The 15,918-nt window shown below is 61.1% G+C and carries 13 protein-coding genes; 1 reads left to right on the plus strand and 12 read right to left on the minus strand.

Annotated elements, in window-relative coordinates; genetic code table 11:
• Nucleotides 1-300: 300 nt before the first annotated feature.
• From lpxC to ACP0KA_RS04450, 5 genes are all read right to left on the minus strand, one after another.
• Nucleotides 301-1,275, minus strand: a complete 975-nt coding sequence (lpxC, locus tag ACP0KA_RS04430; RefSeq protein ID WP_424627628.1) for a UDP-3-O-acyl-N-acetylglucosamine deacetylase — start codon at nt 1,273-1,275, stop codon at nt 301-303.
• Between the two features lie 336 nt (nt 1,276-1,611).
• On the minus strand, nt 1,612-3,405 hold the full coding sequence (gene ftsZ / locus ACP0KA_RS04435; RefSeq protein WP_424627629.1) for a cell division protein FtsZ: 1,794 nt from the start codon (nt 3,403-3,405) through the stop codon (nt 1,612-1,614).
• Between the two features lie 84 nt (nt 3,406-3,489).
• Nucleotides 3,490-4,812, minus strand: coding sequence for a cell division protein FtsA (gene ftsA, locus ACP0KA_RS04440; protein WP_424627630.1), 1,323 nt, complete (start codon nt 4,810-4,812; stop codon nt 3,490-3,492).
• Nucleotides 4,809-5,783 carry a cell division protein FtsQ/DivIB gene (locus ACP0KA_RS04445; protein WP_424627631.1) on the minus strand — a complete coding sequence of 325 codons (975 nt, stop codon included), beginning with the start codon at nt 5,781-5,783 and terminating at the stop codon, nt 4,809-4,811. Before ACP0KA_RS04445 ends, ftsA begins: the two co-directional genes overlap by 4 nt.
• Nucleotides 5,750-6,676 (minus strand): D-alanine--D-alanine ligase, encoded by a 927-nt coding sequence (locus ACP0KA_RS04450; protein WP_424627632.1) that lies wholly within the window; start codon nt 6,674-6,676, stop codon nt 5,750-5,752. The genes ACP0KA_RS04445 and ACP0KA_RS04450 overlap by 34 nt, the downstream gene beginning before the upstream one ends.
• 124 nt (nt 6,677-6,800) lie before the next feature.
• Here ACP0KA_RS04450 and ACP0KA_RS04455 point away from each other — a divergent pair, with 124 nt between their 5' ends.
• Nucleotides 6,801-7,598, plus strand: coding sequence for a DUF4239 domain-containing protein (locus ACP0KA_RS04455; protein ID WP_424627633.1), 798 nt, complete (start codon nt 6,801-6,803; stop codon nt 7,596-7,598).
• Here the strand turns inward: ACP0KA_RS04455 and murB are convergent.
• The 7 genes from murB to mraY form a co-directional block, all read right to left on the minus strand.
• Nucleotides 7,595-8,515, minus strand: a complete 921-nt coding sequence (murB, locus tag ACP0KA_RS04460) for a UDP-N-acetylmuramate dehydrogenase (RefSeq protein WP_424627634.1) — start codon at nt 8,513-8,515, stop codon at nt 7,595-7,597. The two genes, ACP0KA_RS04455 and murB, sit on opposite strands and share 4 nt — an antisense overlap.
• Nucleotides 8,512-9,210 (minus strand): glutamine amidotransferase, encoded by a 699-nt coding sequence (locus ACP0KA_RS04465; RefSeq protein ID WP_424627635.1) that lies wholly within the window; start codon nt 9,208-9,210, stop codon nt 8,512-8,514. Before ACP0KA_RS04465 ends, murB begins: the two co-directional genes overlap by 4 nt.
• A gap of 3 nt (nt 9,211-9,213) precedes the next feature.
• Entirely contained in the window at nt 9,214-10,617 is a 1,404-nt protein-coding gene (murC, locus tag ACP0KA_RS04470) for a UDP-N-acetylmuramate--L-alanine ligase (RefSeq protein WP_424627636.1), read from the minus strand.
• 240 nt (nt 10,618-10,857) lie between these two features.
• Nucleotides 10,858-11,958, minus strand: a complete 1,101-nt coding sequence (gene murG / locus ACP0KA_RS04475; RefSeq protein WP_424627637.1) for an undecaprenyldiphospho-muramoylpentapeptide beta-N-acetylglucosaminyltransferase — start codon at nt 11,956-11,958, stop codon at nt 10,858-10,860.
• 178 nt (nt 11,959-12,136) lie between these two features.
• On the minus strand, nt 12,137-13,288 hold the full coding sequence (gene ftsW / locus ACP0KA_RS04480) for a putative lipid II flippase FtsW (RefSeq protein WP_424627638.1): 1,152 nt from the start codon (nt 13,286-13,288) through the stop codon (nt 12,137-12,139).
• A 123-nt stretch (nt 13,289-13,411) separates the two neighbouring features.
• Nucleotides 13,412-14,815 (minus strand): UDP-N-acetylmuramoyl-L-alanine--D-glutamate ligase, encoded by a 1,404-nt coding sequence (gene murD, locus ACP0KA_RS04485; RefSeq protein ID WP_424627639.1) that lies wholly within the window; start codon nt 14,813-14,815, stop codon nt 13,412-13,414.
• Between the two features lie 4 nt (nt 14,816-14,819).
• Nucleotides 14,820-15,905, minus strand: coding sequence for a phospho-N-acetylmuramoyl-pentapeptide-transferase (gene mraY / locus ACP0KA_RS04490; RefSeq protein ID WP_424627640.1), 1,086 nt, complete (start codon nt 15,903-15,905; stop codon nt 14,820-14,822).
• Nucleotides 15,906-15,918 lie beyond the last annotated feature (13 nt).

Here is a 15,918-nt window from a genome sequence, read left to right on the forward strand (position 1 = left end):
AAGATATCTCGACCAACCGGATAGGTGGACAATTCGCCCGGATTAAGGCGGCGTTCTGCCTGCGGTCACGAACTTGGTTAAGCGGGCCTCCGCCAGCCGGATTCGGCGGATGCCTCTGATTTAAAGAGCCAAAACGCCTAGTGTCCCGAATCCGAAGTTCGCCTCGTTATGCTGCACACCTCGTAGCGAACTTCGGATTCGAAAGGACACTAGCAAATCTATGATTCTAGTGTGGTTTAGGTTCAGAAGTTCGCTTGAAGAACGTGCCGAGAAAATGAAGCGAACTTCTGAACCACCACACTAGGATACGTCCGGCGCAAAGGCCGCGGCAGCAACCATTCCACCAACGACGTCGGCATGGCCACGCGAACGCCGTGCAGCGACGGCACGCTCAGCGACGACCTCAGTCGCCTCGACCACCCGCCATGCATGACGATCGGCCATCAGGGCGGTGAGCACGGCGTGGTTGAGCTTATGGCCGCCACGCACCGAGCGATAGAGACCGATGAGCGGCAGGCCCGCCAGCGCGAGGTCGCCCACCACGTCGAGAACCTTATGGCGCACGCATTCGTCGGCGTAGCGCAGGCCTTCGGTGTTCAGGACCCGCGTGTCATCGAACACCACGCAGTTGTCGAAAGATGCGCCGAGCGCATAGCCCGTGCTCCACAGCTTGGCGACGTCGGCCATGCAACCGAATGTACGGGCCCGGGAAATATCCCGGCGGAAGCTGTCCGCATCGAGATCGAAGGCATAAACCTGATGCCCGATCAGCGAATTGGCGAAATTGATTTCAAGCTCGGCCCGAAAACCACGGGCATAGGGACGGAGTTCGCCGATCGACTCGCCTTGCACAACCTTGATGGGCTTGAGGACTTCAATGAAGCGGCGTGGCGCGTTCTGTTGGACAATTCCGGCGCGATCAATGGCTGCCACGAAGGGAGCCGCACTGCCGTCCATGATCGGAACTTCAGGCCCATCGATTTCGATGGCGGCGTTATCAACACCCATGCCGCGCAGCGCAGCGAGAACATGCTCAGCAGTGGAAACCAGAGCGCCGGACCGGTCGCCCAACACAGTGGCAAATTCCGTGGCGATCACAGAGCTCGCGGTCGCTTTGACTTCCCGGTCGCCACCATCGAGACCCGTCCGGATAAAGACGAAACCGGAGTTGATCTCGGATGGACCGAGGGTCAGGGTGACCTCCGATCCGGAGTGAACGCCAACGCCCGTCACAGTTACGTGCGACCGGAGCGTCGTTTGCCGACTGGATTTCATTCCCGCGTGCCCGATAATATTAATCATCTGAAGGTCGCTTGTGCCGTTAACCGGTACTCGGCTTCAGATCATCCCCATGATGCGAAGACCTTAGCCATTGCCCCCAAGAGCGCCAATTCACGCTTGTTTACAGATTGTTACCCCAAACTTGCCGCATTCACGCCGCCTGTTGGGCCAACCTGATAGCCGCCAGAGCTCTTAACAAGGCAACCAAATCCTAAATTCTACAAATAAATTCAAAAAGTTAATTGAAACCAACCGTCGTTCGGATCGCCAAACAAAATGCCCCGGCCAAATGGCCGGGGCATTGTCATCCTCACGGATTGTTACACACGTTTAGTTCGCCTGCCGCCGCAAAAAGGCGGGGATATCCAGGTGATCCTCACCCCCCTGAGGAGCGACCGGGGCCGGACGGCCGTGCGAATCGAGTCCCTGCGGCGCGGGCGCCGGACGACGGGCATATTCAGACACCGGATCGCCACCATATTGCTGGGGAATCGGCCGTTGCTGCTTGCGCTCTGGAAGCGGCGGCATCTGCGGCATGGCAGGGCCGGCGCTGCGGGCCGCGATCGGTGGCTCGCTGTCCTCGTCGCGGCGGCCGAGGCCGACATTGGCCAAGCGCTGCAACAGCGACGTCCGGGTCTTCTGCGGATGCGGCTGTTCCTCAGCCGTCTCGCCACGGGCCTTGCGGATTTCGTTCTGCGCCGGCACCGGCAGTTCCTCGAACTGCGGCATCCGCGGGGCACGGAGCGGCATGCGCTCAGCGGGCTGCGGAATAAAGGCTGCCGGAGGGGCTGGCTCATGGTGTTGCATCTGCTGTTCCTGTTCCGGGAACATCGAAGGCCGCGGTGGGATCGGACGCACGCTCACGTCGCCATAGGCGGCAGGTTGCATTTGCGGTTGAGCCTGGCGTTCCGCAGGCGATACCGCTTCGGCGATGGCTGCCAGCGCTGCGCGGTCGATTTGGTCGGCGCGTGGCGGTGCAGCGGGAGCTGCAACGGGTGCTTGCACGGCCTGGGCCTGGGGCTTCTGCTGGGTTGCGGCCGCCCGCTCGGCCATACGCTGATTGTCCGCACGCAGGCGAGCGGTCAATTCAGCCAAACGGCTTTCCGGAGCTGCTGACGGCGTGACCGTCACTGGCGCCGGCGTGGCGCGCACTGCGGCGACGGCGTCAATGCCGGTGGCAACCACAGAGACGCGGATAATGCCGTCGAGGGTCTCATCGAAAGTTGCGCCGACAATAATGTTGGCGTCGCTGTCGACTTCTTCCCGAATACGGGTTGCGGCTTCGTCGACCTCGAACAGGGTCAGGTCCTTGCCGCCGGTGATCGAAATCAACAGGCCGCGCGCGCCCTTCATGGACGAATCGTCGATCAGCGGATTGGCGATCGCGGCTTCGGCAGCGGTCAGTGCCCGCTTCTCGCCCGTGGACTCGCCGGTGCCCATCATCGCCTTGCCCATCTCCTTCATCACGGCGCGAACGTCGGCGAAGTCGAGGTTGATGAGGCCTTCCTTGACCATCAGGTCGGTGATGCAGGCGACGCCCGAATAGAGCACCTGGTCAGCCATCGCGAATGCGTCGGCGAAAGTGGTCTTTTCGTTGGCGACGCGGAACAGGTTCTGATTCGGGATGATCAGCAGGGTGTCGACCACCTTCTGAAGCTCGGCGATGCCGGATTCAGCGGTGCGCATGCGGCGCTGACCTTCAAAGTGGAACGGCTTGGTGACAACGCCGACGGTCAGGATGCCCATGTCGCGTGCGGTCGCGGCGATGACCGGCGCAGCGCCCGTGCCGGTGCCGCCCCCCATGCCTGCAGTGACGAACACCATGTTGGCGCCCGAGAGGTGATCCTTGATCTCATCGATGACCTCCTGCGCGGCAGCGGCGCCCACATCCGGCTGCGATCCGGCGCCAAGGCCCTGAGTGACCTGCGTGCCCATCTGCACGATGCGTTCGGCCTTCGACATGGTCAGGGCCTGCGCGTCGGTATTGGCGACGACGAAGTCCACCCCCTGAAGGCCGGCGGTGATCATGTTGTTGACGGCGTTGCCGCCCGCGCCGCCGACACCGAAAACGGTGATACGCGGCTTCAGCTCGCGAATATCGGGTACGTTGAGATTGATGGTCATGGTTGCCTCTCGATTACGCGCGCGTGGGGGCTTGGGCTACACGCCAAAGCAGTTGATGAAATGGTTCGATCCGGGGTGCGATCATCAGAAGCCGTCTCGAAGCCATCGTCCGACCTTTCCGAAATATCCGTCAGTCCCTGTCATGACTTGCCGCGTATGCCGCGGTTCAACGTGTTCGAGATGAGCGAATTGCGGGTAGAGCAGCAGTCCTGTGGGCACCGCGAACGACGCGCCTTTTGCTTCAGCCGGCAAACGGCCGAAACCCAGCGGACGCCCGACCCGAACCGGTCGGCCGAGGATGCGGCTCGCAAGCTCCGGCACGCCGTTGAGCTGCGAAGCACCACCACTCAAGACAACTCGCGCCCGCGGCTCTGCCGCAAAGGGGGATTCCGCGAGCCGATCCCTGACCATCTCAAAAATCTCCTCGACACGCTGCCGTATGATGTTCGCGATCGTGGCGCGTGACACCATCTGCGGCACATCGCGGTCGTCATCACCCGCCGAAGGCACACTCATTACATCGCGGGCATCCGATCCGCCTGTCAGCACCGTGCCATATAACGTCTTGATTCGCTCGGCATCCGCAATGCATGCCCCCAGTCCTCGTGCGAGATCCATGGTGACGTGTTGCCCGCCGAGCGCAAATCCACTGGCATGGACGAACTGTCCGCCCGAATAGGTCGCGATTGTTGTCGTACCCGCGCCCATTTCGACCACCGCCGCGCCCAAGTCGGTCTCATCGTCGGTGAGCACCGAAAGCCCGGCCAGATAGGGACCGGCAGCCATGGCCTCGACATTGAGGTGGCAGCGCTCGACCACCAGCATCAGGTTTTTTGCTGCCGTTGCTTCTGCCGTGACGACATTCATGTCGATGCCGAAATGCCGGGCGACCATGCCGCTCGGATCCCGAACGCCCTTGACGCCATCGAGCGAGAACCCGACCGGCAGGGCATGCAGCACGGTACGTCCCTTTGGCGTCGCATGATGCATGCCGGCGCTCACTACGCGGCTCATGTCAGCCGTTGTGACAGCGCCGTTGCGCAATTCCGCTGACGCTTCAACGAGATTGCCCTGCAGCCGACCGGCAGACACCGACAGCAGTACGGATTCCACGCGGACCTTGGCGGTACGCTCGGCCAGGGCGACGGCCTGCCGTACGGCCTGCTCGCATTCGGCCAGATCGACCACCGCGCCGGCCTTGACGCCGCGCGACTGGATGTGGCTCAGGCCGATCAACTCGACCGCGTGGGTACGCCCGCGCAGGGCATCGCTCGGGGGACAGGGCTTCAGCCGTGCAATCACGCAGGCGATCTTGCTCGTGCCGATATCAAGCGCGGCCACCAGGGCCGTCTTGTTCGGCGGCATCTGGCGGGTCTTCGGAGTCTGGACGCCATCGAGACTGGTCATGCGTCACCAGCCTTTCTTTTTGATTTCGATTTGTCCTTGAACAGTTCCTCACGCGCCTTCGCGGCGTCTTCCGACAGGCGAACCGTCAAACGATCCGGCAAGCGCATGTCGATTGCAGTTATATCCCGGGAGAACAGCCGATCTTCCTGGTCGAGCTTCGTCAGCATCGCCAGTGCTTTCTGAACATCGTGTTCCGGCAAGCGCACATCAACGCCATCGGCGAGGCGCAGATTCCAGCGCCGCTCTCCGACGAACACGATGGCCTTCACCGCCGAACGCACCTGCGGATACTGGCCCAGCAGGTTGAGAAAATCCTTGGCGCGGGATTCCGCCCCCTTGCCGACCACCAATGGCAGCGACACAAAACGGCGCGCGACATAAGGCTCCAGCACAGTGCCGTCCTCGGCGATCACGGACACTCGGCCGTTCTCCTGCCAGAGGGCATAGGGCGTGCGTTCCGTGATATCGATCTGCAGCCGGCCGGGATAAAGCTTCTGGACGGTGGCATCGCTGATCCAGGGATCAGCCTTCAGCTTGTCGCGGGCAGCAGCGGCATCGAGGAACAGCAGCGAAGAACGACCATTGATGCCGCCGACCGCAAGGACTTCGTCCTGGGTCAATTGCTTGCGCCCAGTGATCGCAACGCTGGTGATTCTGAAGCCGACGGCGTTGGCGGCGGCATTGCGGGTGTCGCTCAGCGCGTCGCTGAAATTATCGCCATGGCCTCCCCTGATGATGCCAAGTGCAGCCGTGCCGGACAGCAGCAAAACCATGGCGACAACCCCGATGCCGCGCGGCATCCAGCGCTCAAGCTTGGCGATGGTGGGGTTTTCATCGTGAAAGGCAGGACGATGGGCAGACGAGGCCGTGCGCGCGCGAAAGCGCGATGCTGCCGCAGCAACTTTTTTACTCGGAGCAGATTGGGGCCTCGTTCGTCCTACCGACTGAGAGAGGCGTCCTCCACCATCCATTGCACCAACTCGTCAAATGTTACGCCCGCGTGCGCGGCTAGTTCCGGAACAAGCGACGTCTCGGTCATGCCAGGTTGGGTGTTGACCTCGAGGCAGATTAATCCCCCCGTCCCCTCGATGCGGTCGTCGTAACGGAAGTCCGTACGACTCACACCCCGGCAGCCAAGCGCCACATGCGCAGCTAGCGTTAACCTTCGGACTTCCTGGTAAACAAAAGGTAAAATTGGTGCAGGCAGGATGTGATTTGATGCGCCGGGAGAATACTTTGCCTCGTAATCGTAAAATTTGATTAATGGTACGATTTCGATAACGCCGGTCGGTTCCCCATTGATGACCGCGCAGGTCAGTTCCTTTCCGGCCACATATTTTTCCACCAGCAGTTGTTCACCGTGGGGCCAGTCATCCCGGAAGAGCTCCTGTGGGGGGTGCGCGTGGTCTTCCGTGACGATGAAAACACCGACACTGGAGCCGTCTGCCACGGGTTTGATGACATATGGGGGGGCCATGACATGACCTTTGGCGATCTCGGCGCGCGACAGCGTCAGGCCTTCCGCAACCGGGACGCCGGCGGTGGCCATCACCGTCTTCGCGAGGTCCTTCTGCATCGCCAGCGATGACGCCAACACGCCCGAGTGAGAGTAAGGAATGCCAAGGGTCTCGAGCACACCCTGTATGGTGCCGTCCTCACCCGGCCGGCCGTGCAACATCACAAGGGCGGCATCCGGTTTCAACGCGTCGAGCACGGTGGCGATGTCGCGCTTCACGTCGATGCGCGTCACCCGGTATCCCTTGCGCTCCAGTGCATCCGCGCACGCCTTGCCCGAGCGCAGCGAGACCTCTCGCTCCGACGACCATCCGCCCATCAGCACCGCAATGTGTTGAAATCGTTTCATGATAACTCCTTAGTCACCCTTACCTACGCTGATTTGAGCCTATGACCAAGTCGCCTGACCAAGTCACGGCGAGTCAGCTATTGTCGTTCGGAATAGTGACACACTCGAAACCACGGCCCCTTTCATGATCAGAACCTGGCTTGAGCTGCCACCCGTCGGAATCTTTGCGACTTTAATCGCTCTGTATTTCGGCATGACGCTGCTGCTCGTGATTGTCGCTTTCCGCAGGCCATTTGCGAATCGAGTCCAGCATCTGAGCGGCGTCGTGGCGCCATTCTTCGGGGCGGTCGCATTGTTGTTTGCACTGTTGGTGGGCTTTCTCGCTTCTGATATCGGCGACCGCAATCGCCAGGCCCTGCGCGCCGTTCATGCCGAAGCCGCCGAATTGCGCAATATCTACACGCTCAGCGTTGCCTCCGTGTCTGATATGCGGACAATTCGGACCGCGCTGAAATCTTATGCCGAAGCTGTCGTGTCCGATGAGTGGCCGGCCATGGCCTACGATCGCCCCTCACCGCGCACCGATGCGGCCTACGACGATCTGCTGCGTGAGGTGAGCAATCCATCGATTGCGAGGAGTGCCAGCAACGCTGTGCATACGGCACTTCTCAGCGCAACAGTCCGGCTCGGGACAGTCCGCAATGACCGACTCTCGATCGCAGCGGATCACACCAACGATCTGAAATGGCTGATGGTGATTATCCTGGGCTTGTTCACGCAAGTTGCAATCGGATTGGTTCATCTCGATCGCATCCGCGCGTTCTCAGCTGCGCTCGTTTTATTCTCAAGCGCAGCCGTCGTCGCCCTCGGCATCGTCGCGCTGCAGGAATACCCATTCTACGGCGCGTTCAAACTTTCGCCTGCCCCGATCGCTCACATCGAGTCCCTGCCCGAGACGGTCACACCGCGGAACGGAAATTAAGCTTCATTTCCGATCCGCTTGATTTCCCATTGCAGTTCGACGCCCGAGTGCGCCTTCACACGTTCGCGTACGGTCTCGCCAAGCGTTTCGATATCGCGTCCGCTCGCAGCGCCGGTGTTGATCAGGAAATTGCAGTGCATTTCCGAGACCTGCGCACCACCGACACGAAAGCCGCGCATGCCGGCGGCATCGATCAATTTCCACGCGCTGTGGCCGGGCGGATTCTTGAACGTCGAACCACCGGTCTTTTCGCGAATGGGTTGCGCAGTCTCTCTGTGATTTTGAACTTCATTCATCCGGACGCGGATCGCCTCCGCATCGGTGACCCGCCCACGGTAAAGCGCAGACGTGAAGATGATCGAGGTATCGACGCCTGAGTTGCGATAAACGAATTTCATATCGGCATTCGAGAACGAGACTTTCTCGCCCGTTCGGGTCACACCGCGCGCTTCAACCAGCACGTCCTTCGTTTCACCGCCATTGGCGCCGGCATTCATCCGCAACGCACCGCCGATTGATCCCGGAATGCCGAAGTAGAATTCGAGCCCGCCGATGTTCGCAGCAGCGGCCGCTTCAGCGACGCGCTTGTCGAGCGCGGCCGTGCCGGCCCGCACAGTATCGCTCTCGGCTTTGATTTCTCCGAAGCCCCGCGGCGACAGGCGGATCACTACACCCGCAATGCCGCCGTCCCGCACGATAAGGTTCGAGCCCACACCCACGGTATAGACTGGGATGTCGTCAGGTAGCCGTGACAGGAAGTAGGCCAGATCATCTTCGTCCGCCGGCGTGAAGAGAACCTGCGCCGGGCCGCCTACGCGAAACCATGTCAAAGGCGCAAGCGATTCATTTGCCAGCAGGCGTCCGCGCAGGCCGGGTGTAGCGGACTTCAATGTCGGCAAAAGATCCGGAAAACTCATGACATCACACCCGCAAGCCAGGATTCCAAAACACGACGCCCCGCTGCAGCGGTGGCTTCTCCGGATTTCGCCGCCTGCGCACGCAAGGAGGATGGCGATATTCCCGTCTTTGACAGTTCAAGTGCATGCCCGATGAGCCAGCTTTCAAGCATTTGCGGCTTCGTCTCGATGTGAAATTGCAGGCCAAGGACGTGCGTGCCGATGGTGAACGCCTGCGTGGGGCAAAATTTTGTCGAGGCAAGCCGCTCCGCGCCAGATGGCAGGTCGAGGTTGTCGCCATGCCAATGCAGTACGTCCACGCCCTCGAACGGTGCGAGGACTGAACCTTTCCCTGCTTCCGTCAGATCGATCGGTGCATAACCGATCTCTTTTGCCGGACCAGGCGCGACACGCGCGCTAAGTGCTGCTGCAATCAATTGCGCGCCCAGGCATATTCCAAGCGTCGGGCGGCGCGCATCGAGCCGCGCCCGCAACGCCGCAATCTCGTCCAGCAGAAACGGATATTCATCGGTCTCATAAACGCCGATCGGCCCGCCAAGCACCACCAGGAGATCGGCTTGCATCAACGCCGTCTTGTCGAGCGAACCGAGCCCCGCCTCGACATAAGAGAGACCGATACCACGCGCGGCCAGAACATCGCCAAGCAGACCAGCATCTTCAAAGGCCACATGACGGAGCGCAAGACATGTCGCCATCGGCTAGCCCAGCGCCTTCAACTCGCCCGGCAGCGCATAGGCCCACTGCGTGATATTGCCGGCCCCGAGACACACCACGAAGTCATCAGGCTTCGCAACGTCCCGTATCAGCGGAGCAAGCTTTGACGCCTCCGGCAACGGGATCACCTCGCGGTGCCCGTGCGCACGCAAACCAAGCACGAAGGAATCCCGATCGATGCCGGGGATCGGCGCCTCGCCGGCCGCATAGACATCCGCGACGATGACGGTGTCGGCATCGTTGAAGCAGGTGCAGAATTCTTCGAACAGCGACTGCAAGCGCGTGTAGCGATGCGGCTGTACCACCGCAATCACCTTGCCTTTTGTGGAGTCGCGCGCGGCCTTGAGCACGGCTGCAATCTCCACCGGATGGTGGCCGTAGTCGTCGATTACCGTGACGCCGTTCCACTCGCCGGTTCGCGTAAAGCGACGCTTCACGCCGCCAAAGCCTGCAATCGCCTTGCGGATGGCGTCGTCCGAAATTCCGATCTCATGCGCCACCGCAATGGCTGCGGTCGCATTGAGAGCGTTGTGACGCCCCGGCATCGGCAGAACCAGATCCGAGATCCAATGGGTCGCATCGGTGATCCGGTTGCGGAATTCCACCTTGAACTTCGATCCGCCACTGAATGGCTCGAGTTCCACCAGCCGGGCATCGGCCTGCGGATTTTCACCATAGGTGATGATCCGGCGGTCTTCGATTTTGCCGACCAGCGCCTGAACGACCGGATGATCGATGCACATCACGGCAAAGCCGTAGAACGGCACGTTCTCGACGAAATAGCGAAACGCATCCTGGACGGCATCAAAGGTCTTGAAGTGATCCAGATGCTCGGGGTCGACATTGGTGACGATCGCCACATCGGTCGGAAGTTTGAGGAACGTGCCGTCGCTCTCGTCGGCTTCCACCACCATCCACTCGCCCGCGCCGAGGCGCGCATTGGTGCCATAGGCGTTGATGATACCGCCATTGATCACCGTCGGATCGAGATTGCCTGCGTCGAGCAAGGTGGCCACCATCGATGTCGTCGTGGTCTTGCCATGGGTGCCCGCAATAGCGATGCAGCTTTTCAGCCGCATCAATTCGGCCAGCATCTCTGCGCGGCGCACGACAGGAATGCGAAGCCCACGCGCCGCGATCAGTTCCGGGTTGTCGCGCTTGATCGCGGTCGACACCACCAGCACATCAACACCGGCAACGTTCTCTGCTTTGTGCCCGACGCTGATCTTGATGCCCTTCTCGCGAAGCCGCACCACGTTGGCGTTTTCCGACGCATCGGAACCCTGCACGGTGTAGCCGAGGTTACACAGCACCTCGGCAATGCCACTCATGCCAATGCCGCCGATTCCGACAAAGTGGATAGGACCGATTTCGCGCGGCAATCTCATATCAAAGGGTCTCGCTGGGTAACCCGGATGATCTCCCGGGCATTTTCGAATCTGCCCCACTTTTGCAAGACGCGCGCGGCCGGGACAAGCCCGGCCACGAGGGAAAAATCTTACAATGATATCAATGCGATCTTGGGCTGGATCGCAGACGGAAGGCCGAAAAACGCTTCAGTCGGCGGAAAATTGCGGCATCTGCGCGGCACCACGGTGCTGAAGATCAGGATGACAAAGTTGCAAACGCTAGATCTTCGCGACCGTTGTCACCAGATCGGCCAACCGTTCGGCAGCATCCAGCCGGCCAACCGACTTGGCGCCAATGGCCATCGCCGTCAGCCGCGCCGGTTCGGCTGCGAGAGTTGAAATCTCCGCCGCCAGACGGTCGGGCGTGAAGTCAGGCTGTGCAATGCGGATCGCGCCATTTGCGCGCTCAAGCACGCCCGCGTTCGCAAACTGGTCCTGATCGAGCGCGCCTGGCAACGGCACCAGGATCGAGGGGCGGCCGATGGCGCCGAGCTCCGCGACAGTACCTGCACCGGAGCGCGACACCACGAGATGGCTTGCTGCCAGCCTCGCCGGAAGATCGCTGAAGAAGGGCGCAAGCTCCGCATTGATCTTGAGCCGGTCGTACACGGCGCGCACCCGCGCCATATCCTCCTCGCGGACCTGCTGGACAAGATTGAGCCGGTGCCACAACGCAGGCTCGAGCCGTTCAATGGCAGGCGGCACAATGTCCGACATCACCCGCGCGCCCTGGCTGCCGCCCACAATCAGCACCCGCAACGCCCCACTCGCATCGGGCGAATTGAACGGCACTGCCGCCGCCGCGAGGACTCCAGGGCGCATCGGCATGCCGGTGACCGTGGCTTTCTGCGCCAGCGCGGGATCGTGGTCGAGCACGCCGGGGAGCGATGTCGCGATCGCAGTCACGCGGCTGGAGAGCAGCTTGTTGGCTCGCCCCATCACCGCGTTAGCTTCATGAATGAGCGTCGGGATTCCGAGCAGCTTCGCTGCGATCAGCGGCGGCAACGTCGGATAGCCGCCGAAGCCCACCATGGCTTTTGGCTTTTGCTTCAGCAGCACGGCAAGCGCCTTTGCACCCCCGGCCGCCAACATGGTGCCGGTGCGCGCCAGGGCCCACGGCGTGCGGCCGCGGACCGTCTCGCTCGGCACGACATCAACCATGTCCTTGGAGAACAGCCCGCTGTAACGGACTGCACGGGAATCGGTCACCAGCCGCACCCGCATGCCGCGCTTCATCAGCGCGACGCCCAGAGCCTCGGCCGGAAACAGGTGTCCTCCCGTTCCCCCCGCCGCCAGCATGATGAGCGGGCTGTCGGACATTGGCTAAGATGCTCCCTAGTGTGGCGTCTCGCGATTGCCGAAATCTCTTGCGGCTAGCTCTTATCGGCAATCGCGAGACAAAGCCACACTAGCATTTTGATTTTTAGTGGAGTTTTGGATTTGACATTCGCTTGATGGATTCGCTGCAAGGTAGGGAGCGAATGTCAAATCCACTCCACTAGGCGAAACCGTGCGCCGCGTTTGCAGCGTTGATCGATTCCATTTCGACCCGAGGACGCTGGCGTGTCAACGCCAGCAGCATGCCGACACCATAGGCCAGCGACACCATCGAAGAGCCGCCGTAGGAGATGAACGGAAGCGTCATTCCCTTCGCCGGCATCAAATGAAGGTTCACCGCCATGTTGATCGAGGCCTGGATGCCGAACATGATCGCGAGGCCGGATGCCGCAAAGCGTGCAAACAGGTCCTCGCTGGCATAAGCCCGTGACAACGAGCGGATCACGATGAAAGCGAACAAGGCGAGCAATACGAGACACAGGATGATCCCGAACTCCTCGGCCGCGACGGCGAATACAAAGTCCGTGTGACTGTCGGGGAGAATGCGTTTCACGGTCCCCTCGCCCGGCCCGAGGCCAAACCAGCCGCCGTGGGTGAACGATTCCATCGCCATGTCGACCTGGAACGTGTCGCCTGAGGCCGGATCCATGAAGCGCTTGATGCGGCCGGCGACGTGCGGCACGAACAGGTAAGCGGTGAAGAGTCCGGCTGCCGACACGCCCATGAGGCCGAAGACCCAGATCATCCTCATTCCGGCGATGAAGAACAGCGTGCCCCACACCATGGAGATCAGCATGGTCTGGCCGAAGTCGGGTTCCGCCACAAACAATGTGACAAGCATCAGCAGCAACGCCAGAGCCATCGAGGTCGCAGGCATTTCCGGCCGCCGTGCGGATTCGGCGAAGAGCCATGCCACCAAGATCACGAACGAGGGCTTGGCAATCTCAGACGCCTGAATGTTGACCCCGAGAATGGTGATCCAGCGCTTTGCGCCCTTCACCTCCGGTCCGAGCAGCAGCGTTGCAACGATCAGCACGATGCTGGCCGCAAACACGATCAACGCAGAACGGCGCACCTGACGCGGCGACAGGAACGACACCGCGATCAGCACGATGAACGACGGGATCAGGAAGATCACATGGCGATTGAAGAAATGGAACGGATCAAGACCGATGCGCGCAGCAACCGGTGGACTGGCGGCAAGCGATAAGATCACCCCAGCCAGCATCAGGGTCAGAATAGCCGCAAGCAACAGGCGGTCGACCGTCCACCACCATTCGCTCAGCGGCGTACGTTGTTCTCGGGAGATCATGGGCCGCTGCTCCTCGGACGAGACATCCCCAACGTCTCATCCTCAATCTGATCTCTAGTCTTGCCCCGAATATGGTTTCGATACTCTTAACCCCGCCGGGGTCACCGGCGGCAAAGCTAAAACCTACGAAGCCTTGACCGGGAGGACTCCAGCGAGAGCCTTGACGAGATCACGGAAGCGCTCGCCGCGCTTTTCGAAATTCGGGAACTGATCGAACGATGCGCAAGCGGGCGACAACAGCACGACAGCATCGTCCAGCCCCGAAGCCTCCGCGTCCCGAGCCGCGTGCGGCACCGCCTCTTCCAGGGTTTTGCTGATTTCGTGCGGAACACTGCCCAGCGTCGCGGCAAAATCTTCCGCAGCCTCCCCGATCAGATAGGCCTTCCGAATTCGCGGGAAGAGCGCGCGCAGGGATTCGATGCCGCCGGTCTTCGGCTTGCCACCGGCGATCCAGAAAATGTTGTTGAACGACGACAGCGCTTTCTCTGCCGCGTCGGCGTTGGTGCCCTTCGAGTCGTTGATGAACAACACGGGGCCCTTGCGACCGATCTGTTCCATACGATGAGCGAGGCCCGGAAAACTCCGCAGCCCTTTTTGCAACACATCACCGCTGACGCCCAGCGCGAGCGCAGCACATGCGGAACAGGCTGCATTCTGCGCGTTATGGAGACCGCGCAGCGATCCGATGTTGTCGATCTTCACCAGTTCAGTACGCGCACCGCCGGCTGCACGGACAATCGTATCCTTGTCGAGGTAGACGCCGTCGGCCAATGGGCGCTTCACCGAGACGCGGACAATGTGCTTGCCAGCCTGCTCGACATGATCGGCGATTGCCGCGCTCCAGTTGTCATCGACGCCGACAATCGCAGTTCCATCGCGCTGTACGGCAACCACCAGCCGCTCCTTGACGTCGGCATAGTGTTCGAGCGTGCCGTGACGATCGATATGATCTTCCGTCACGTTGAGGAGAATGCCGACACTCGGATCGAGCGATGGCGTCAGATCGATCTGATACGACGACATCTCGATCACATGGACGCGGCCCATGCGCGGCGGCTCCAGCGACAGGATCGCGGTGCCGATGTTGCCGCCCATCTGCACGTCGTAACCCGCCTCACGCATCAGGTGCGCGACCAGCGCGGTCGTGGTCGATTTGCCGTTGGTGCCGGTGATGGCAACAAAGGGCGATGTCGGCACGTGGCGCCTGCGTTCGCGGCAGAACAGTTCGATATCGCCGATGACCTCGATGCCAGCGGCTTGCGCGGCCAGCACTGTCCAGTGCGGCTCCGGATGAGTGAGCGGCACGCCTGGCGTCAGAATCAGTGCGGCAAAATTCTCCCACGACACTTTGCGCAGATCGGCGGTGATGAAGCCGGCCTTGGCGGCTTCCGCGAGTTTTGCGGAGCTGTCGTCGCTGGCGATAACTTCGGCACCGCCGGCTTTGAGCGCATGGCAGCTGGCGAGGCCCGATCCGCCGAGACCGAAAACAGCAACCGTCTTGCCGGCAAAAGATGTAACGGGGATCACGATCTCACCGCAGCTTGAGGGTCGACAGCCCGGCCAGCGCCAGCATCACCGAAATGATCCAGAACCGGATCACGATCTGCGGCTCGGTCCAGCCCTTCTGTTCATAGTGATGATGGATGGGGGCCATCCGGAAGAAGCGCTTGCCGGTCAATTTGAACGACGCGACCTGAACGATCACGGACAGCGCCTCGACCACGAACAAACCGCCGATCACCGCGAGCACGATCTCATGCTTGGTCGCAACCGCGATGGTGCCGAGCATGCCGCCCAGCGCCAGCGAACCGGTGTCGCCCATGAAGATCGACGCGGGTGGCGCATTGAACCACAGAAAGCCAAGCCCGGCGCCGAGAACCGCGCCGCAAAGAACCGCAAGTTCGCCGGTGCCGGCGACGTAACGAATTTGCAAATACTCGGCGAACACGGCATTGCCGACCAGATAGCCGATCATGCCGAAGCTCGCGGCCGCGATCATGACGGGCACGATGGCAAGACCGTCCAGACCATCGGTCAAATTCACAGCGTTGCCCGCGCCAACGATGATGAACATGCCCAAGAAAAGGTAGAACCAGCCGAAGTTGACGGTGAATTCCTTGATGAAGGGAATCGACAAGGCCGTCACTGACGGGTCACGGCCGAACCAGACAATAAAATAGCAGGCGATCAGCGCGATCACGGCTTCACACGCCAGCCGCGTGCGCCCGGAAAAACCATGGTGCGTCTGCTTCGACACTTTCAGGTAGTCGTCGTAGAACCCGACAAAGCCGAAGCCGAGCGTGACCAGCAGCACGACCCATACATAAGGGTTGCGCAGATTGGCCCACAGCAACGTCGACACCAGAAGACCCGACAGGATCATCAGGCCGCCCATGGTCGGCGTGCCCTTCTTGGTGGTCAGGTGGGTCGGCGGACCATCCGCGCGGATCGGCTGTCCCTTACCTTGGGCAAGTCGCAGATGATCGATGATCCAGGGACCGAACAGGAAAACGAACAGCGCGCCCGTCACCATCGCTCCGCCTGTCCGGAAAGTGATGTAGCGGAAAACGTTGATGCCCGGGATCATGCCGGACAATTCGGTCAGCCAATAAAACATTCAAAACCGCCTT

This window comes from Bradyrhizobium sp. SYSU BS000235 (assembly GCF_049747295.1).
Classification (GTDB): Bacteria; Pseudomonadota; Alphaproteobacteria; order Rhizobiales; family Xanthobacteraceae; genus Afipia.